We start from the raw sequence: 21317 nt of genomic DNA, 5'->3' as shown, positions 1-21317 counted from the left end.
ACATTAATTCTTTGTGTAAAACGATACTCAATCCCCTATGTTGCTATGAGACGTAGTGAAATCAATAAATATATTCGAGAAGCAATTAAAACCTTCGAGCGATTCCAGTTTCAGTTACCGCCGTTTGCGTATTGGTCACCGGAAGAATGGAAATCGAAAGGACACGAAGTAGATGAGATTCGGAACCATGCGCTCGGTTGGGATATAACCGATTTCGGACTCGGAAATTTCGAACGGTTCGGATTAATCTTATTCACCTTACGGAACGGGAATCTGAACGATCCGAATTGCCTGAAGAAATATTGCGAAAAGATTATGCTGGTTCGTGAACATCAGGTTACCCCGTTCCATTTCCATTGGACGAAAATGGAAGATATCATCAATCGGATGGGTGGAAATCTCCAGATGACACTCTATAATTCGGATGAACATGAGAAGCTTGCAGATTCAGATGTTATCGTTTCGATTGACGGGATGCAAAAAACTTTCCCTGCAGGAACAACCATAACCCTTCGTCCGGGAGAAAGTATCACTTTCCCCCCGAAACTCTATCATAATTTCTGGGCGGAAATCGGGAAAGGGAACGTCCTCGTTGGCGAAGTATCGCTCGTGAATGATGATGTTAAAGATAACCGTTTCCTCGATGCGTTGCCCCGCTTTCCGGAGATTATCGAAGACGAACCGAAACAATTCCTGCTTTGCTCCGAGTACCCACCAGCTTAAGGAGTAAAAGGAAATGGCAAGAGGAATTTTTCAACTTCACTACTTGCTTACCTTTTTTAAATACCACTCCTTTGCCTATGGTTATTAATGAAAAAACAATACCACATATGCGGTTTTGGGGTTGGTTTATGTTTGGTTGCGGGAATGTTATAATTTGATTAACCTAACATCAAGCCTAATCATTCCGAATCAAAGTCGAATCTTATATGGAGAGTGATAAGGGATAACCGATATCCCTCTATTCTTCTCCGCAGTAACATCGAAGTAGCTATTTATCCGGTTTTATATTAAAATCATTGATAAAATTATACTTGGAGGGATTCATGCGACAAAAAGTAGGGTTGTACCAAATCAGTTGGTGTTTAGGATTAGTTTTTATACTTTTTTCGACTGGATTAGCGTGGCAGTTTATCCAGTTCACGGATACTCATATAGGCGACCAAGTTGGAACTGAAACCTTCAAACAAGTTATCCCAGCGATGAATGCGCTCCAACCGAAACCGGAGTTTATTATTAATACCGGGGATTTAACTGAACTTGGGAGTGAGCTAGAATTTTCGTTATATTCAACTTTCATTCATCAGATAGATATCCCCGTCTATTCCGTTATGGGAAACCATGAAATCCGCTGGTCGGATAGTTATAAGAAACGGTTTGAACGATATTTTGGGAAACGGTATTATTCATTCGACCATAAAGGACTCCATTTTGTTATTCTCGACGATACTATCCCAATGCAACATCACGGACATATATATCAATCCCAACTCGATTGGTTGACCCGAGATTTAACCTCGTTAAAGCAAGGAACTCCGGTTATCTTAGCGCTGCATCATCCACCGGCTTCCGATGGTAGATATATTGATAATGATCGCGAGTTATTTAAAGTGATTCGACCGTATAATGTTATCGCGATATTAGTCGGTCATGGGCATATTGAGAAGTTAACTTATACTGAAAACATCCCGATTCTGATGACAAAAGCAACACGGACTGGCGGATATAAATTGTTCGAGGTTGGTGATAACGAGATAACCGCATATGCTTGCGAAATTGGGAAAACTGCAGCTACTGATACCATCCGTATATCGTTAAAACGAGTTGTTCCGCACCCGGCAGAATCCGATGAAGAAATACAGTCAGCGCATATTCTCTGGAAGACTAAGATAGCAGATGGATTGCAATTTCCACCAGCAATCGGAGAAGGGAAATTATTCTTCGGAACTGAATGGGGAAAATTCTATGCGCTCAATGCGAAAACTGGTAAGCAGATTTGGAAGGTAAACGTTAATAGCGCAATTGTCGGGTCACCAGCGTTTGCCGATGGAACGGTTTATATCGGAACAGTTGACGGGGGGATATATTCTTTCCAAGCGAAGAATGGTAAATTAAATTGGAAATTTCAAACCGGTGGTGCGATTATCGCCTCACCAACAGTTAATTCCGGATTACTCTATATCGGTTCCGGAGACCGTAATTTCTATGCGATAGACTGTAAAACCGGTCAGGAACGATGGAAATTCGGTTGTCAAGACCATATTTCTGCGCAAGCGCTGGTGCATCAAGGGAAAGTATATTTCGGTTCTTGGGATGGGAATGCGTATAGTTTGGATGCATACACCGGTACAACTTGTTGGATAAATCGAGTCGGAACGTCTATCTATTGGGCTCCGTCAGTAACCATGCCGGTTTTAGCTGGGAATAAGGTTATTTATACCGCATTAGAATCGATTGATAAACGCGTTCTCGGTCGGGTCTATGCCTTCGAGCTATTTTCCGGGAACACGGTTTGGACAATGGTAACCCGTGCATGTCAAACCAATCCAGCGTATGATGGAACGAATGTATATCATTTCGGGCTAAGCGGCGAAATTATGGCAATAGATGCTGAAACTGGCACGAAGAATTGGTCGCTCCAATTGAAACAGCCGATTTTTGCTAGCCATATTCTCATAGATAATAATACATTCTACATCCCGCTATTAAATGGAGATTTAGCAATATTGAATCCGATTGATGGAACTAGAATTCAGCGGATTCCGATTTCGAAAACCGGATTCTTATTTTCTGGACCGGTTATCAATAACGGTATTTGTTATCAACCTGCGTTTGATGGAACCGTTGTTGCAATAGACCTTTCAAAAATTAGTAGAAATTGAACCTATTATAATTTAGTAGAAATACGTACATACCTTATTCCAAAAAGATAATGTAAAAAGATGATATAATATATAATACCGAAGAAATAGCCACGAAGATAATTTACATCAGGGAAGCCGGATGATACGAAAAGGAAGTAAACGAAAACGCTTCCGGCATCCATTCGAGTTAGCAATCTTCGCGGCAAAATAAGTTAAAGGAGGAATTGAGAAATGAAAAGAAGCGTTGTTAGTATAGTCGGTTTATGTATCGTAGTTCTGTTTGCAGGAATAGGAGTATCCGCAACGGTTCCGGTGAGCGAGGTAGCGAAATATGTTGATAAAACCGTTACCGTTGAAGGAAAGGTTCTACGGGTTGGGAAGTCACCAAGGTCAGAAACCTATTTTTTAAACTTTACACCGCAACGAGGCGGATTTACCGTGGTCATCTTTGCGCAAACCGCAAGTAAATTTCAAACCGCTAAAATTGATATCAATTCGTTTGAAGGGAAAACTGTTCAGGTAACTGGGAAAATAATCAATCATCCGCAGTATGGCCTTGAAATTATCTTAAACGACCCGTCAGAAATTAAGGTGGTTGCGGGAACCGCTAGCCCACAAGTTAGTTCATCGGCAACGACCGGCACGAAATCGGCAGGGGCTGGAAAAATTATTTCTGTCGCTGATGTAGAAAAATATCTTGACCAGAGCGTAACGGTTGAAGGGAAAGTTCTCAAAGTCGGATATTCTGCTCGGTCGAACACCTATTTCCTTAATTTTACTGAACAGCGGAACGGATTCACCGTCGTTATTTTCGACCGAGTAGCGAAACAGTTTGAATCGAAAAAAATCGATCCCTATTCATTCCAAGGGAAAACGGTTCACGTGACCGGGACAATTGTTAAACCGCCGCAGTATGGGATTGAGATTATTCTCGATAGTCCGGAGAATATAAAAGTAAAAAATTAATGTTAAATGCCAAACTCCTAATATCAAATCAGTATGGAATGACCTGATGCCAAATATTGTTAGAGTTTAAAATTTAATGGTTTATTTGACATTTGAGTGTTGATATTAGGATTAGTTTTATGTATTTTTTCGAACCATATCTTTTGACGTTTATTCCGCTTTTTGTTGCGGTTGATGCGATAGGGTTATTGCCAATCTATATCTCGTTAACCGAAGGAGTTACGTTTGAATTGCGAATGAAAATTCTGTGGCAATCGCTGTTAACTGCAACGATTGTCGCATTACTCTTTGTTTTTATTGGCAGATGGATTTTTTCCGTTCTCGGGGTAACCGTAGCAGATTTTAAAATCGCTGGTGGCTTGATTCTGCTGGTTCTGGCGATCATGGATTTGTTGAAAGAATCTACTGAATGGCGCGTAGGGAAAGAAACGATGGGGATTGTTCCGATTGGTGTCCCGCTTATTGTCGGACCAGCGGTGTTAACCACGGTGATTATGTTTGCGGATATCCACGGAATAACCCCAACTTTAGTTTCGTTACTTTTGAATTTGGCGATTGTCGGTATCTTATTCTATTACGTGGATACAATAATTGCGTTTATCGGGAAAGGTGGCGCGAAAGCAGTATCGAAAGTTATCAGTTTACTCCTAGCGGCGATTGCAGTAATGATGATTCGGCAGGGACTACAAGAGTTTATCAAATAGGGCTGAATATCAAAATCCGAATTTCACACAACTCATTTTAATCTTAAATAGACACCATCACAGGACTACTTGCAACTTGGATTGATCTAGGTAATTTGCATTGTGAGTTTTACAGTTTACGATGGTTATTTTGCGTGTTGCCGGCGTAACACTTCGTTAATCATATCCAAATCTCGGTTGACTTTCTCAAGTTTCTCTTCAACGGTTTGTGGCAGATATAATTTCTCTTTTAGCACCGCTATCTGCTGTTGCGCTTCCGTAGCGAATTCTCCGGTCGGTTTCACTTCAAGATATTTCCGATATTCAGCTATTGCCTGTTCATTCAGGTTTTTCTGTTCATACGCTATTCCGAGATAATAATGCATTTCTGCATTCGTCGGGGTTAGCTGAAGTGATTTGAGACCGGATTCAATTGCAGAGTCGAATTGGCCAGCTTGAATATATGCTAGCGTCAGATTATGGTATATCTCCGGAACATCAGGTTTGTATTCTAATGCTTTCCTATATTCATTTATTGCCGTCTGAAAATCATTCTGGTCAAACGCAGCAGCCGCTAGATTGAAATGTTTACCAGCTTGCTGTTTGGGGTAAGCCACAAAATAATAAACCATGAGACAAATTATCAAAATAATCAATAATACCAATCGATATATGAGATATTTTTTCATGGGATATATAACTAACCTTTCAGTGAATAGTATAATTATACCGCAATTTTGCGCATGTTTCCGGATAATTCTATCAGTTCTTGTAAAAAAAGCAAATTTTGTGTATACTATTTTCACCGTAGTTAAGAAAATTTTTTATCAACAGATTACACAAGTTTTAAATTGAATTCCAGCGTGAAATGAATGACCGCTGAAATTTAATTTAAACCGTAGGTAATCTTAATTTTTATATGAAAATTGGGATAAACCAATGGGCGTTTGGAACTAGAAATTTAGCTGAGAGTTTTAAACTCGCAAAACAAGCCGGATTCGAAGCGATCGAAGTGAATTTTACTGATACCGGAGAGATAACCGCAAAATCTACAAAAGCGGATATGCAGAAAATTAAACGGTTAGCGGCTCGAACTGGTATCGAAATCAGCAGTATGTCTACCGGCTTATTCTGGCGATATTCCTTTACCAGTGATAAAAAGGAAGAACGGGAGCAGGCGAAAAAGAATGCAATGAAATTACTCGAATTAGCTTCGTATATGGAAGTGAGCACTGTTCTGATTGTTCCCGGTCATGTCTGGTCATTTGCCCCGGAAGCCGGGATTATACCTTACGATATCGCCTATGACCGTTCATTGAAAGCGATATCTGAACTTGCACCGATCGCTGAACAATATCAGGTTAATATCGGGCTTGAACATGTTTGGAGTAAGTTTCTTTTATCTCCGTTAGAATTCCGGGATTTTATTGATAAAGTCGGAAGCAACTATGTTGGTGCATATTTTGATGTTGGCAATGTTCTCTTATATGGATTCCCGGAACAATGGATCCGTATTCTTGGGAAACGAATTAAAGCGGTGCATTTCAAAGATTTTAAAATTGATGTCGGAACCATTCATGGTTTCGTTCCGTTGTTATATGGTGATGTCAATTGGCCGGAAGTGATGCAAGCGTTCGGTGAAGTAGGTTATAATGGGTATGTAACCGCAGAAATTTTCCCTCCGAAACATCATGCGGAGCAGATGATTTTCGATACGGCAGCGGCTATGCGAAGAATCATTGGTAGAAAATAATATTAATATACTTGGAACATTTCAAGAACAAATCGTTTGTTTTTCGGGGCTTTAGCTTACGGTAAATCGCCCGTTAGGTCATGAAATTTTAAATAGAATAGAAACGACTCAAGATGATTCCCAGGCGGTGAACGCTTGCTGGGAAAGTGTTTCGAATTTGGAATTGATTTTTTGAGGTTAATTGTTTGGATACAGTTCAAGGGGTACAGAATTTAACGAGCGGATTAAGTGCGCTTGATTTCTGGTTTGTCGGTGGAGCGATTGCGCTCTTATTCATCATAGCCTATTTCAGTGGGAAAAAAGAGGAAGATACTGAAGATTTCTTTCTCGGAAAACGTAGGGTTCCGATGATTGTTGCGACCTTATCCTTTGTCGCAACGGAAATCAGTGCATTAACGATTATCGGGGTTCCCGCAACGGGTTATCGCGAAAACTGGCACTATCTCCAGTTTTTTATCGGCTCGGCATTATCTCGAATCACGGTCGCTTTTTTATTTATCCCCGTGTTCTTTAAATATAATTGCACTACTATTTATGAATTTCTGCAGCATCGGTTCGGTATCCAATCACAATATTCAGGTTCAATATTCTTCTTCGTTACTCGGTTAATGGCTTCCGGCGTACGGTTATATGCTACTTGTTTAGCGGTATCAGTTATCATGGACTGGACGTTAGGTCAATCGTTGCTACTATTTACTGCGGTAAGTATTATTTTTATTGCGTTCGGTGGAATTAAAGCGGTAGTTTGGACTGGTGCGTTTGAAGCGACAATGTTTTTCATTGGCGGGATAGTTTTAATTGGGTATATCTATTCGCAGATTCAAGGCGGACTAGCTGAAATATGGCGGATTGCTGGTGAAGGAGGTCGCACCAGTTTATTTAATTTAAAATTAGATATCAACGATCCAACTACTTTATTAATTGCCGTGCTAAACGGGTTTTTCGGTAGTTTAGCTGCGTTCGGTACCGACCAGGAAATGGTTCAACGGTTACTTACTGTTAAAACCAGACAACATAGCCAGCGCGCGATTATTTCAACGATAGCAGGAGTTTTTCCGTTAGTATGTATTTATTTAGCGGTCGGAACCTTATTATATGTTTTTTATCAACAGCGGCCGGAACTGCCATTACCGGATAATTCTGATAAAATTCTCTCTCATTTTGTCCTCTATTCGCTTCCAGTGGGATTAAAAGGATTGATATTAGCAACGATTATTTTAGCTAGTATAGATTCGCCGTTGAGTTCGTTAACCTCCTCGTTTGTAACCGATATATATCGTCCGCTAATGGTAAGACATGCTTCCGAAAAACATTATCTCTGGATGTCACGAATCATGATCATTGTTTTCGGATTGATTCTGATGGGAATCGCGTTCCTCTGTAAATTCTCGGAAGGGATTCTATGGCTAGCATTTAAAATTACTTCGGTAACCTACGGAAGTTTACTAGGCGTATTTTTATTAGGAATTCTAACGAAACGGGTAGCGAATAAGGCGAATATTGTCGCTATGGTTGTTAATGCTGCCTGTATGACAATACTCTTGGTGTTATCCGAGAAAAAAATAATTCCCATTGGATGGAGCTGGTTAATCGTTATTGGAACCGTGTTAACTTTTATACTATCGTATCTCCTTGGACCTATTATGGATAAGCAGAAAGCAAATTAGGGTACAACATGTTTGTATACCGAACATTCAATGGTAATTAAATGGTATAATAAACTATCGATTATAAAAACTCATAATATAACCGGGAGGATATAAATCTATGTTAAAAATCGGTATCATCGGTACTGGCACTATGGGTCGATTGCATGCGCAGTCATATTCTCGAATTCCAGGAACGAAACTCATCGGATTCGCTGACCCTATATTAGAGTCGTGCATTCGATTAGCGGAACAGTATGATGCAAAAGCAACATCCAATCCGGATGAACTGATTAATAATCCGGAGCTAGATGTTATTGATATTTGTACACCGACACCATTTCACAAAGAATATGTTTTGAAAGCTGCAAAAGCCAAAAAACATATTTTCTGTGAAAAGCCGATAGCGCGCAATCTACCTGATGCAATGGAAATGGTTAAAGCAGTTAAATCTGCCGGAGTTAAGTTTATGGTCGGTCATGTTCTCCATTTCTTTCCGGAATTTGTTACGATGAAACAGTTGATAGACCACGGAAAAATCGGGAAGCCTGGGGTAGTGCGCACGAGTCGAACCGGAAGATTCCCGCGAGCATCGAATGATTGGTATGCGAATATTCCGATGAGTGGCGGAGTCGTTCTCGATATGATTATCCACGATTTCGACTGGTTAAACTGGTGTTTCGGAGAACCGAAACGAGTTTTTGCACGCGGATTGGTTTATGATGGATTAGACCATCTCGATTATGCGCTGGTAGTTATTCGGTATAAAAATGGGGTTATTGCTCATGTTGAAGGGAGCTGGGCGCAACCGGATACGTTCAATGTAAAAGTTGAAATTACCGGGTCGAAAGGGCAGATTGATTTTGTGATGTCCGATTCGATGCCTGTGAATATTATGGTACGGAAATCGGATAAAGGAACGGTTGGCGTAGCGGTTCCGGAGAGTCCGTTAACCGATGACCCCTATACTGCGGAAATCCGACATTTTATCGATTGTGTTGTCAATGATAAGGAACCGGCGATAACCACAAAAGACGCGATCGGCGCATTGCGAGTGAGTCTAGCGGCATTAGAATCAATTAAAACCGGGAAACCGATAGATTTGTCATAGATGGTTCCCCCGATTTCGATAGAGTAAGTACCCAGGGGCAAACACTTTTGGTTACCCAGATGAATAAATAGTTGAATCAAAGTAATCTATTTTTTATGGAGGACAAATAGTATGGTTAAAGTAGGGATGCTCAGTTTTGCACATATGCATGCGAATAGTTATATTACTTGTTTAAAATCGCTACCGAATGTTGAAGTGGTAGGCATTGCGGATGATAATTCAGCTCGCGGGAAAAAGATCGCTAAATTACATCAGACCAAGTTTTTTTCGAGCTATGAGAAATTACTAGACACTGACATTCATGCGGTAGTCATATGCAGTGAAAATGTGAACCATAAAAAACTTACCGTTATGGCAGCGAAATCAGGTAAACATGTTCTCTGTGAGAAACCAATATCCGTTTCGGTAAAAGATGCACAAACGATGATTGATACCTGTGAAAAGCAAGGAGTGCAATTGATGACAGCATTTCCCTGTCGATTCGCTCCGGCAGTGGTTCGGGTTAAACAAATGATTGACGAAGGACGAATCGGTAGAATTCTTGCAATCAATGGGACGAATCACGGGCGGATGCCAGGCGGTTGGTTCATTGACAAGAAATTAAGTGGAGGCGGTGCGGTGATGGACCATACGGTTCACGTAGCGGATTTAATGCGCTGGTTTACCAAATCTGAGTTTATTGAAGTTTATGCAGAAATAGATACCCGATTTTACAATTTTACCATCGATGATTGTGGTATACTGAGTTTGAAAATGGATAATGGCATATTTGCGACGCTCGACCCGAGTTGGTCACGACCAAGCGTGTATCCGACATGGGGTGATGTAACCATGCATATTATTGGGACTGACGGGGTTATCTGGTTGGATACGTTCAACCAGAAAATGGCGTTATACAATAACGATGATGTTCGCCCGAATTGGGTATATTGGGGTTCGAATATGGATTTGGAAATGATAAAATCGTTTATTGCCGCCATTGAACAAAATAAACCAGTTCCGGTAACCGGATACGATGGATTGAAAGCAATGGAAGTAGCGCTTGGTGCTTATGCTGCAGCGAAGAAAAAAGCACCGGTTAAACTACCGTTGGAAAAGTAATAATATAATTTTTAACCGCTAAGACGTTAAGTTAACTTCATTAAGAAGACTAAAATATATGTTTTTCTTAGCGGAGTTGGTCTTGCTTAGCGCTCTTTGCGGTTAAATTTTTATTATAAGGAGTCGATACTGGTATGGCATCATTATCAACGAAGTTTTCGAAAATACGGGTCGGTATCGTCGGGTGCGGTGGTATATCAGGATTACATTTTGAGGGATATAAACAGAATGGTGCACGGATTATCGCCTGTGCGGATGTGAACGAAGCGGCAGCGCGAACAAGAGCGAATCAATATGATTGCGTGCCGTATACTGATTATCAAGAAATGTTAGCAAAAGAACAATTAGATGTGATTAGTATTTGTACTCCTCCGGCATTTCATAAAGAGATCGCAATACATGCATTGAAGAAGAAGATCCATGTACTTTGTGAGAAACCGTTAGCGATGAATGTTGCGGAAGCGAAAGCTATGGTAGTCGCTGCGAAAAAGTATCAAGTATTATTAATGACCGCATTTTGCCATCGGTTCCAAACGCCAATTGTTGCGATGAAGAAACTGATTGATTCCGGGAAACTGGGAACAGTGCTGATGTTTCGGAATCGGTTTGCGGGAAAATTCCATAACGTTGACCAAGTTTGGTTCTCAAATCCGAAACTAGCCGGCGGTGGAGTGTTTATGGATACGCTTGTTCATTCGGTAGATATATTTCGGTATTTCTTCGGCGAAGTTGCTTCCGTCAGCGGGAAAATCCATACGTTCAATAAGAAAATTAAGGTCGAAGATGTTGGAATAATGCTCCTGAAATCGAAATCAAATGTCATTGGAACAGTGGAAGCGAGTTGGGCGACTCCGATTAGTGAAGCGATTGTTGAAGTTTATGGTTCCGAAGGAACCGCAATTTATAGTTATAACAAAAACGAATTACGGTATTGGCTGGCGAAAGATAAAGAATGGCAGAGACCGAAACTAGAGGTTCCCAGCCGATTTACACTCGAAATCGAAGATTTCCTGAAAGCAGTTGCTACTGGTTCAAAACTTCGGGTAGATGGCATTGATGGACTGCGCGCGCTGGAAGTTATCGAAAAGGCCTATAAAACTGCGAAAAACATCTGTTGTTAGACTACATTGCAATGGAAAATTATCGGTTCTAGTATATTTGTGTCATAGTTTACCTACCGCGAGTTTTCTACTCTTGACAATCGGCATAAATCCATTTTACATAATAAAACTGTATTGTTTGTATTGTTTGATAGTTCGTTCGTTATAAGTGGTATCGAATCCATTTGCCGTTTTCGGGAAATCGTTCGAATAGGTATTCCCCGTTATATAAACATTTCCAAATAGATCGATGCGATATTTCTCCATACACGCTTCTACTAGCACCGAAAAAGTTGAATATATCAAACTTGAACCATTCGCAATTAATGTTGAGATGAAAAGTGAATTATGAGTTGTGTTGAACGCTCCGGGAGTAACTGGAAAATTAGCGGAACCAGGTTGTCCCAAAATAAATGCATTTAATTTTACACCCTGTGATAGTTATCAACATTAATGTTTTTACAGAATTTATGGTAAAAAACACGATAACTTACAAAATCACTAGTACCGCTGAGAGTTTGAATTGAGTCCAGTTTAGACTATATGCAAGTTGGGTTCACAGAGAGCAGATTGCAATAAGAAGGGAAATGAATTTAATCGGTGATTGTGTCAACGACATGGAGAAGAGCGACGATAATAAAAATGGTTTCATCGCGGTCGAGGTTAACCGAATGATTGATTTGAATCAGTTGCTCAATCGCTTGAAGATTGAGTTTGATATTGTGAAATGGATCGGCATTTACGGTTTGACGCGCTTGGTTCGAAACGTAATCAGAAATAATCTGGGTTACTTTACTTAACGCAACCACGGTATTATCATATTTTTCTTGACCGAATTGGTCGATCGCTTGTCGAAACGATTGGGTAATCAACTCGAACTGCGATACCGGGATCGGACTTTTCCGACTGGTTAATCGGCGTTGCATCCATCGAAGTTGTTTAGCGACCCAAGCGTCTTGACCATAGGGATCAAGTGCAGAAACTTCATAGAAATCATCTTCATCACCGAGCAGTTCTGCCAGTGAATCGAGTATCTGCCGACGAACTACCCGTGAAGAAAATAAATCCAATCGTTCAAGTGCGATAGGAATTACTCGGGTATCGTGAAGTTTAACTAACGCATCTACCAAGGTTGGGAACACTTTCGGATCACGTTCGCCAGTTACCATAGTATATAGGGTATCAATCGCTCGCGGGTCACCAATTTTCCCTAAAGCTTTTATGATTTCAATTTTCAGATAGAGGTCACTTTCAGGTAATTTTTGTAATAATGGTTCTACACTTTTCGGATGTTGCGAACGACCGAGCGCTTCCGCCGCTTCAGCTTGAATATTCTCTTCCGGCGAATAAAGTTTCGAAATGAGAATATCTACAGCACGTTCATCTCCGATTTCACCTAACGCTAATACGGCAGATTCACGTACTTCGGGACTGCTATCTTCAAGTGCATCGAGCAGTTCATCAACCGCTAATGGACTCCCGACTTTCCCCAACGCTTTACTTGCTTTCAACCGTGTTTTCTCTTCTTTACTCCGCGAAAATAATATGAGATGATAAAACAAACCGAACCAATCTAATGGATTTAGTGTTCCTACTTGACGAAGTACCGTTCCGACACTAGCAGTTTTCGTTTCTCTAACTTCCGGTAATAGATATGAGGTGATAAAAATCAATCCGGCTGAAATGAGAAATAACATTTGCAAATCACCGAGAACAAACGTACCGATAACTAATTCATAATGAGCTAACAATTTAGTGAGATACCCACCGATAATTGGGGCGATGAATCCGACTGCGCCGGTAATCGCTGCCCAGAGTGACATATATACTGCTTTATTTTTGCGTGGCGCGGCACCGAGAAATAAATTGAATGAAGCGAGATTCATCCCTGCAGAGATAATACCGCCGAAAAAATGCAGGAGCGGAATAAGAAAATAATTTTGCGGTGTATTAAATACCCAAAATATCGGGAAAAAGGTTATTACAATCGTTGCAAGTTTAACAATAAATTTGTTTCCGAATTTATCTGCTAGATAACCCCAGACCGGCGAAGCAAGAACCAGCATGATCGTATTAATCGCAACAAAAATATAAATTTGGAAATAAGGGATTTTAAGTTCATCGATCATAAATACGGCATAGAACGGTCCTGCGATTCCGGTAGCAAATGTCCAGCAAGCATAGAATAGAATTAATCGCATAAACTGAATGTTCCGCAATGGTAGTAAATAAAATATACGCAGATTGAGTCGATGCGAGGTATCAATACGATGTGGTGGTTCATATTGCCAGATGAAACTGATAGCGTTAAATATTGCAACAACCAAACCTGTTCCGTATAAAATCAAAAATCCGGTATTCCCCTGTAGGATATCGAGCGTTTTTCCGGCGATGAGTCCGATAACCATTCCCACCATATTCATAATCACATTCCGATTTGCAAAATATTTACCACGGATATCTTCCGGTACCATTTCTGACATCCAGGAGTTCCACGCTGGCCCGGCGCAGGCAGAGGAAATACTCGAAACTAGCATGATGAAAAATAAATAGGGAACCTGGAATTGTTTCGGCAGAAATAGTGTTAATACCGAGAGACTTAATACAACCCGAGCGATTCCAGCGAGAATGGCAACGTATATTTTTCGACTCTGTAATCGTTCTACCCAAAGTGAAGCTATCGGTTGAAACAAATTCGCTAATGCCGGGATGGAAAATAGGATTCCGATTTGCGGTTTCGTTGCGCCAACATGTAAGGCTAATCCGGTTAAAATCGCGCCACTCGTTAGATTACCGAAAATTGTTGCTAGCGTTCCTTCAACTGTGGACGCTCGCATTCCTCGTAAATATTGAAGTCGGGTCGATGGTGCAGCTGGTATGGATGGTTCTGCTATCGCTGAATCCGATGACATGAGCAATTACAGTAATGTTAGATGTCCAATGCAAATGTCGAATCAATGTCAAATATCACATTTTAAATATTTAATTTACAAGGTTAAGTCATTTGCCATTCATGTGACATTTAGCTTCGGGCATTTGCATTTAGTTAGCGAACGAACTTTTTACTCTATCAAAAAACCCTTTACTAATCGAATCGAGATTTTCACCGCGCGATTTCGCAAATTCTAATAGTAGCTCTTTCTGTTTTGCGGTTAATTTCGTAGGAATTTCTACAACGACTCGAACATGTAAATCTCCCATACCCTGTCCATGGAGGTCTGGAATACCTTTACCTTTCAGGCGAAACAGTTTATGACTCGGAGTTCCCGCTGGAATTTTCATTTTAACTTTGCCATCAAGTGTCGGAACCTCAATTTCGGCTCCGAGAACTGCTTGCGTAAAAGTTATTGGCACTTCACAGACTAAATCATTTTCATGTCGTTCGAATATCGGATGCGGTTTTACATTGATTAATACATACAAATCACCCGGTTGCCCTCCGCCGGGAGCGGATTCTCCTTCGCCACGAATGCGGAGCCGAACGCCAGTATCTACTCCGGGATGGACTTTAACCGATAATGACCGGATATGTTCGACCAATCCCGTTCCTCGACATTGCGGACAGGGGTCGGTTATAACTGTTCCATGGCCACGACATCGGGTGCAGGTTTGTGCGAATGTGAAAAACCCTTGCGTATATCGCTGCTGCCCTGAACCATGACAGCTTGGACAGGATTGCGGGCTTGTTCCTTGTTTCGCCCCGGTTCCGCGACAGTCAAGACAGGTTTCATGTCGCGGAACATCAATTTTCTTTTCCACGCCAGTCGCTGCTTCTTCAAGGGTTATTTCTAGTTCGTATTGTATATCGGCACCACGTCGGATCGTCCGCCGGGTTCGACGGCTACGTCCACCGAAAATGTTGCCTAATCCGAAGAAATCTTCTAAATCGCCGAAAATATCCGAAATATCACTGAAATGATGGAAATCCTGCCAAGTGAAACCACCAGGACTGAATGTACTGCGCACTCCTTCGTGACCGTAAGCATCGTATCGCTGTCTTTTTTCCGGGTCGGAAAGGACTTCATACGCTTCACTAGCTTCTTTAAACTTTTCTTCCGCTTCTTTATTATTCGGATTGCGATCCGGATGAAATTGCATAGCTAGTTTTCGGTACGCCTTTTTAATTTCATCAAGTGAAGCGTCTCGAGAAACTCCTAGAATTTCATAATAATCTCGTTTTGTCGTCGCTACCATGTTAGCGTATTGTTACACAGATTATATAAGATAGATTACATAGATTATTAAAGTCGAGGTAATCTATCATACAATCTGTGTAGGTTATTTCTTATCATTTTCTACGTTATATTCCGCATCTACAATATCTTCTTTTTGTTTTTTATCTTCTGCCGACGGTGCACCGGATGACGGTTCTTCCGATGTCGGTTGAGTCTGTGGTTGTTTTTTTGCCGCTTCAGCATACATGAGTTCCGCAAGTTTATGCGATGCTTTAATTAAATTATCAGACTCCAGTTTGATTTTTTCTATATCATTACTTTCGATAGCTTTTTTTAAGGCATCAACTGCTTGCTGGACATTTGCTTTCTCTTCCGCAGAAACTTTATCACCATATTCCTTAAGGGTTTTTTCTGTGGTATAAACAAGCGTATCCGCATGGTTCTTAATTTCAATCGCTTCCTTCCGTTTTTGGTCTTCAGCTGCATGTTCTTCCGCTTCTTTAATCATTCTCTTAATTTCTTCTTCTTTTAAACCACTAGACGCTTCAATTCGAATACTTTGTTCTTTCCCGGTTGCTAAATCTTTTGCGGAAACATGAACGATTCCGTTAGCGTCAATATCAAACGTCACCTCGATCTGCGGGACACCACGCGGCGCTGGCGGAATCCCGACTAAATCAAATCGACCTAGCGTGCGGTTATCTGCAGCCATCGGTCGTTCGCCTTGCAGAACATGGATACTTACCGCTGGCTGATTGTCAGTAGCCGTAGAGAAAATCTGACTTTTTCGAGTCGGGATTGTCGTATTCCGTTCAATTAATTTCGTAAATACACCCCCCAGCGTTTCTATTCCGAGAGATAGCGGAGTAACATCGAGTAATAGTACATCTTTTACCTCTCCCGTAAGTACGGCACCTTGAATCGCTGCACCGATAGCGACAACTTCATCCGGATTAACTCCTTTATGCGGTTCTTTTCCAAAAATCCGTTTAACCGTCTCTTGGACTAACGGAATTCGGGTTGACCCGCCGACGAGAATAACCTCGTCAATATCCGCCGGGGTAAGTTTCGCATCTTCTAGTGCCTGTAAACACGGTTGAACTGATTTTTCAACTAAATCGCCAATAAGCTGTTCTAATTTCGCACGGGTTAACGTGATATTTAAATGTTTCGGACCAGTAGCGTCAGCGGTGATAAACGGTAAGTTGATATCAGTCTGCATCGTGGAAGAAAGTTCACATTTTGCTTTTTCAGCAGCTTCTTTCAATCGTTGCAGTGCCATTTTATCTTTCCGTAAATCTATTCCTTCCTGTTTTTGAAACTCATCAGCTAACCAATCGATAATCCGCTGGTCAAAATCATCTCCGCCTAGATGCGTATCTCCGTTCGTAGATTTCACTTCAAATACTCCTTCCTCTCCAATTTCGAGTATTGAAATATCAAACGTGCCACCGCCAAAATCATATACGGCTACTTTCTCATTCTTCTTTTTATCTAATCCATAGGCGAGAGCGGATGCCGTCGGTTCATTGATGATACGAAGCACTTCCAATCCGGCAATTCGACCAGCATCTTTCGTTGCTTGCCGCTGACTGTCATTGAAATATGCAGGAACCGTTATCACAGCTTTCGTCACTTCAGTTCCGAGAAAATCTTCTGCAGTTTGCTTCATTTTTTGCAGAATTCGAGCGGAAATTTCCGGTGGTGAATATTGCTGACCCGCAACTTCAACGCGAACATCACCGTTTGGACCGCGAACGATTTTATAGGGAACCATAGCAATTTCACGAGCAACTTCATCAAATCGTCTGCCCATAAACCGTTTGATCGAGTAGATCGTATTCTCCGGATTTGTTATCGCTTGACGTTTTGCGAGCTGACCGACAAGCCGTTCACCAGTTTTCGTAAACGCTACTACCGACGGTGTAGTCCGTTGTCCTTCAGCATTCGGAATAACTTTCACTTCGTTACCTTCCATAACGGCTACGCAAGAGTTTGTCGTACCTAAATCTATTCCGATAACTTTATTACTCTGAACTGCCATAAAAAATATTCCTCCTAAACTTCTATACATCTGACCCCCGCTTTACGCTAGACCGCAGGGGTATTGAGCTGTTAGCCTTAAAAGGCGAATAATCTTCCGCCGGAAGTTACATAGATTTCCTTGCTCCTAATCTAGTTCTCCCTCAATCTATTTCTACCTCATTTTGCGCAATATCAATCGGCTTTTTGCTAGGTTCAACACTTCCAGGAACCGGCATTTTAGATACTTTCACCATTGCCGGACGGATCACTTTATCGTTCCATAAATATCCTTTACGAATTTCTTCAATAACCGTATCTTCCGGAAATTCTGCTGTCGGGACAACCATGACCGCTTCATGGAATTGCGGGTTGAATGGTTTTCCAACGCATTCCATTTGCGTTATGTTATGTTTCGTAAGAATATCAATAAACTGCTTATATACCAATTGCATTCCTTCTGAGAAAGAGGTATACTCGTTCGGTATCGAAGTTAACATCGCAGCTAATGCACGATCGAAATTATCTAATACCGGCAGAATTTCTTCTAAAATCTCCTCATGCGCAAATTCGCGCCATTCCGCTTTTTCTTTATTGATTCGTTTGCGGAAATTATCAAAGTCTGCTGTGGTTCGTAACCATTTATCTTTCAATTCTTCAATTACTTTATCTTTATCCGCGATGATTGCTTCAAGTTCCGCAATTTTCTTTTCCAACTTCTCACGTTCACGTTTGTCAAGTTTCGGTTTATGTTTCGGTTCTTGCATAACTTCGGCATTCGCTTTTTCCGGTTCAGGTTTTTTTTCTGTATCCGATTGCGGAACAGTTGAACTTGATATGGTTTTATCAGGGTCTACCATAGGGTTAGCTCTCAATCTCCTTTAAAAATTAGATGAGATCACAATTTTTCCTAAACAATATATTTTATCATAAACTACTGAAATTATTAAGGAAAGAAATAAGGAACGAAAGAATGTAAAACATAAAACCGTAAAAACATACGGAATAAATGTTTTCGTTTATCCGTTTTTCATTCTTCCGTTTTTCGGTTTACTTTAGAATGTATTGAAGCGAAATCCCGTTCCGTTTGAGTGGGGTTAAAATAGTAGCCATCTCGCTGAACAACGTCTCAAATAACGTTTTCTCACGAGGTCGAACCGTAACCACATCAGGTTTCCCAGGAATATGAGCGAGTTCTGCTGCTCGGTCTATTGCGGTTTCAAGATTGCCTAGTCCGTCAATTAATCCGGCTTCTTTCGCCTGTTGGCCGGTATAGATTCGTCCATCAGCCAGTTGTTTTATATATTCTTCAATATCGGAGGTTGAAACTTGGAGCTTTTCAGTGTCCGATATTCCTACCCGCTCTTTCTTCTGAGATAACATAACTTTACGCACCGCTTCTTTTCGATTATCAACTACAACCTGATAAAACTGTTGTTGAACATTATCAATCAATTGCTGTAAATATACCTGTTCTTCTTTCGTCATTTTGCGAAACACCGAACCGGAATCTTTAAATTTTCCGCTTTTAATCGTGGTAAACTGTAACCCGATTTTATTTCCTAGTTCTTCTATATTGAACATTTCCATCACCACACCAATACTACCGGTTAACGTTCCTGGATTCGCAATAATTTCATTCGCAGCACAGGCAATATAATATGCGCCGGATGCCCCTAAGTCCGCCATAGACGCTACGACGATTTTTCCCTCTTTCCTGAGTTTTTTCACTTCTTGATATATCTCTTGTGCCGCACCAACTGTTCCTCCTGGACTATTGATACGCAAAATAACTGCACGAACCCTCGGGCTATCTTTGTAGCGGTGCAATAAGTCTATATACGGTTGCGATTGATATATTGGTCCCATAACTTCAATGACCACAACTTTTTTCCCTGAAAGAACCAGCGGTTGTTCCCCACTAATTAATATCAGCAGGAAAACAAGCGCAACAATTCCTGCGATAAATAAAATAAAACAACCGAATCCACCAATTAACCACCATCTCTTTCTCATAAAGGTACCCTCCTAACCTCAAAATATTATATATATTATCACTTATGTCCGATGAAATTCAAAGTGTAAGATATAATTCTTTCGATCTGGCTTTAGCCGAGGGTTTATTTGGTGAATGAGGTTTCTCGATTGTAATGGATTATGCCCACAAAAGCATAATCTACAATCCTTGAGCTGAAGCTCGGTTGAAGCCATTGACTGTGTATAAGTTATTGAACACCGGTGTATATTCTATACCTTTATTTTAACACATTATTAATCGCAAAGATAAGTGTTCCATAACCAAGCGGTAGGAAGAGATAGGATGCTTCTAGCCATTACAAAAATAAAATAGGATAATCGTCGTTATACTAGCTGATAGACTATTCTCGTAGGAGACGATTTTAGTATATAATGATAATGCGCTGAGATTCTAATAAGCATACATAAACTCAAAGAGTATATTTCTTAAAAAGAAATGATTTTGGTCAACGGATACTATTGTTTAACAGACGGTTTTACATTTTGATATTCTGAGTTTCGGATATTCACACGATGCGGATATTAAATTATTCGGTCACTAAAGAGCGCAACTGGTTATTGCAATTGTTACGGCCACGCCGTTCGGTTGACGATACCACAATACGGACAGTCCAGCGGATTATTAACGATGTGCGGCGAGAGAAAGATATCGCGCTGATTAAATATACCAAACGGTTCGATGGTGCGCAATTAACTCCAGGGACACTTCGGGTTACTACCAAAGAGCTCAATCTTTGCTATGAAAATGTTACCGGTCAATTTATTCGGGCAACCGAGTTTGCGATAAAAAATATCACTGCGTTCCATAAAAAACAACTTCGCCATACGTGGTCGTACAAACCGCAACCTGGTATAGAACTCGGTCAAATATTTCAGCCGATAGAAAATATCGGCGTATATGTTCCTGGCGGCACCGCGCCGCTCGTTTCGAGTCTACTCATGTGTGTTATCCCAGCACAGGTAGCCGGTTGTTCCCGGATAGCGGTGACAACCCCGCCGGATAAATTCGGGAATATTAATCCGTTTCTGTTAGTAGCAGCGGATTTACTTCGTTTAGATGAAATTTATAAAGTTGGCGGAGCGCAAGCTATAGCTGCCCTTGCTTATGGAACAGAAACAATTCCCGCAGTTGATAAAATTGTTGGACCTGGGAATAAATATGTTACCATCGCTAAAAAGCTGGTGTTCGGTACGGTTGATATTGATTCTCTAGCAGGACCGAGCGAAATTATGATTATCGCTGATGAAACCGCTGATGCGAAATATATTGCTGCGGACATGCTTTCGCAGGCGGAACATCAGTTTGATTCCCGTGCCGTTCTGGTTACTGATTCTGCAGAACTAGCGGAATCAGTTAAAGTCCAACTCCGTCGGACAGTCCGAAAATTAAATCGGTCGAAATATGCGTTACATTCGTTACAGTATTATAGTGGTATAGCGGTGGTATTGAATTTAGAACAAGCGGTTGAATTAGCCAACTATATGGCACCGGAACATCTAGAGATTATGACTCGAGAACCAGAAAAACTATTGGCGAAAATAAAACATGCCGGTGCGATTTTCCTAGGGAAATATACTCCGGAACCAATTGGGGATTATATCGCCGGACCGAACCATGTTTTACCAACAGGTGGAACTGCGCGGTTTTCGTCCGGTTTGAATGTAGATGAATTCCTGAAACGGTCGAATTATATGAAATATTCGAAAGAAGCGCTCCGGAATAGCGCGAAATATGCACTCGAATTAGCTGAAATTGAAGGATTAGATGCGCATGCGAAAAGTATCCAAATCCGGTTACAAGAATTGATTCAATAGCGTTAGGTAATAAAAAGATTGTTGGATTAAAGGCGTGAAACTAG

The 21317-nt window shown here is 40.9% G+C and carries 16 protein-coding genes; 10 read left to right on the top strand and 6 right to left on the bottom strand.

All coding sequences use genetic code 11. The features are described 5' to 3' along the window. Positions 1-45 precede the first annotated feature (45 nt). The 4 genes from N3A72_10435 (at position 46) to N3A72_10420 (ending at position 4534) form a co-directional block, all read left to right on the top strand. The gene (locus N3A72_10435; protein MCX7920000.1) at positions 46-723 is read left to right on the top strand and encodes a D-lyxose/D-mannose family sugar isomerase; all 678 of its coding nucleotides are present in this window, start codon (positions 46-48) and stop codon (positions 721-723) included. A gap of 323 nt (positions 724-1046) precedes the next feature. Then, entirely contained in the window at positions 1047-2882 is a 1836-nt protein-coding gene (locus N3A72_10430) for a PQQ-binding-like beta-propeller repeat protein (protein ID MCX7919999.1), read from the top strand. A 213-nt stretch (positions 2883-3095) separates the two neighbouring features. Continuing rightward, positions 3096-3830: a hypothetical protein gene (locus N3A72_10425; protein MCX7919998.1), complete on the top strand. Its 735-nt coding sequence runs from the start codon at positions 3096-3098 to the stop codon at positions 3828-3830. Between the two features lie 119 nt (positions 3831-3949). Beyond that, the gene (locus N3A72_10420; protein MCX7919997.1) at positions 3950-4534 is read left to right on the top strand and encodes a MarC family protein; all 585 of its coding nucleotides are present in this window, start codon (positions 3950-3952) and stop codon (positions 4532-4534) included. 125 nt (positions 4535-4659) lie between these two features. Here the strand turns inward: N3A72_10420 and N3A72_10415 are convergent, their stop codons facing one another. Continuing rightward, complete coding sequence (locus tag N3A72_10415; protein ID MCX7919996.1) at positions 4660-5202, bottom strand: tetratricopeptide repeat protein; 543 nt, start codon at positions 5200-5202, stop codon at positions 4660-4662. A gap of 230 nt (positions 5203-5432) precedes the next feature. Here N3A72_10415 and N3A72_10410 point away from each other — a divergent pair, with 230 nt between their 5' ends. The 5 genes from N3A72_10410 (at position 5433) to N3A72_10390 (ending at position 11245) form a co-directional block, all read left to right on the top strand. Continuing rightward, entirely contained in the window at positions 5433-6266 is an 834-nt protein-coding gene (locus N3A72_10410) for a sugar phosphate isomerase/epimerase (protein MCX7919995.1), read from the top strand. A 185-nt stretch (positions 6267-6451) separates the two neighbouring features. Next, entirely contained in the window at positions 6452-7933 is a 1482-nt protein-coding gene (locus N3A72_10405; GenBank protein ID MCX7919994.1) for a sodium/solute symporter, read from the top strand. A 100-nt stretch (positions 7934-8033) separates the two neighbouring features. Next, positions 8034-9023, top strand: a complete 990-nt coding sequence (locus N3A72_10400; protein MCX7919993.1) for a Gfo/Idh/MocA family oxidoreductase — start codon at positions 8034-8036, stop codon at positions 9021-9023. Positions 9024-9134: 111 nt separating this feature from the next. Beyond that, on the top strand, positions 9135-10124 hold the full coding sequence (locus tag N3A72_10395) for a Gfo/Idh/MocA family oxidoreductase (GenBank protein ID MCX7919992.1): 990 nt from the start codon (positions 9135-9137) through the stop codon (positions 10122-10124). 134 nt (positions 10125-10258) lie between these two features. Continuing rightward, the gene (locus N3A72_10390; GenBank protein MCX7919991.1) at positions 10259-11245 is read left to right on the top strand and encodes a Gfo/Idh/MocA family oxidoreductase; all 987 of its coding nucleotides are present in this window, start codon (positions 10259-10261) and stop codon (positions 11243-11245) included. Between the two features lie 572 nt (positions 11246-11817). On the opposite strand, the gene N3A72_10385 is transcribed toward N3A72_10390, so the two are convergent. The 5 genes from N3A72_10385 to sppA form a co-directional block, all read right to left on the bottom strand. Beyond that, on the bottom strand, positions 11818-14136 hold the full coding sequence (locus N3A72_10385; protein ID MCX7919990.1) for an MFS transporter: 2319 nt from the start codon (positions 14134-14136) through the stop codon (positions 11818-11820). 130 nt (positions 14137-14266) lie between these two features. Next, positions 14267-15418, bottom strand: coding sequence for a molecular chaperone DnaJ (gene dnaJ, locus N3A72_10380; protein MCX7919989.1), 1152 nt, complete (start codon positions 15416-15418; stop codon positions 14267-14269). Positions 15419-15502: 84 nt separating this feature from the next. Next, the gene (gene dnaK / locus N3A72_10375; protein MCX7919988.1) at positions 15503-17443 is read right to left on the bottom strand and encodes a molecular chaperone DnaK; all 1941 of its coding nucleotides are present in this window, start codon (positions 17441-17443) and stop codon (positions 15503-15505) included. 142 nt (positions 17444-17585) lie between these two features. Then, positions 17586-18281, bottom strand: a complete 696-nt coding sequence (gene grpE, locus N3A72_10370) for a nucleotide exchange factor GrpE (protein MCX7919987.1) — start codon at positions 18279-18281, stop codon at positions 17586-17588. A gap of 190 nt (positions 18282-18471) precedes the next feature. Further along, the gene (sppA, locus tag N3A72_10365; protein ID MCX7919986.1) at positions 18472-19437 is read right to left on the bottom strand and encodes a signal peptide peptidase SppA; all 966 of its coding nucleotides are present in this window, start codon (positions 19435-19437) and stop codon (positions 18472-18474) included. A 534-nt stretch (positions 19438-19971) separates the two neighbouring features. Between sppA and hisD the strand changes: the two genes are divergently transcribed. Next, complete coding sequence (gene hisD / locus N3A72_10360; GenBank protein ID MCX7919985.1) at positions 19972-21273, top strand: histidinol dehydrogenase; 1302 nt, start codon at positions 19972-19974, stop codon at positions 21271-21273. Positions 21274-21317: the final 44 nt, after the last annotated feature.

The organism is bacterium (genome assembly GCA_026416715.1).
Classification (GTDB): Bacteria; UBP4; UBA4092; order JAOAEQ01; family JAOAEQ01; genus JAOAEQ01.
Note: the sequence above shows the minus strand (reverse complement) of the source record. Positions and strands in the feature narration are given on the sequence as shown.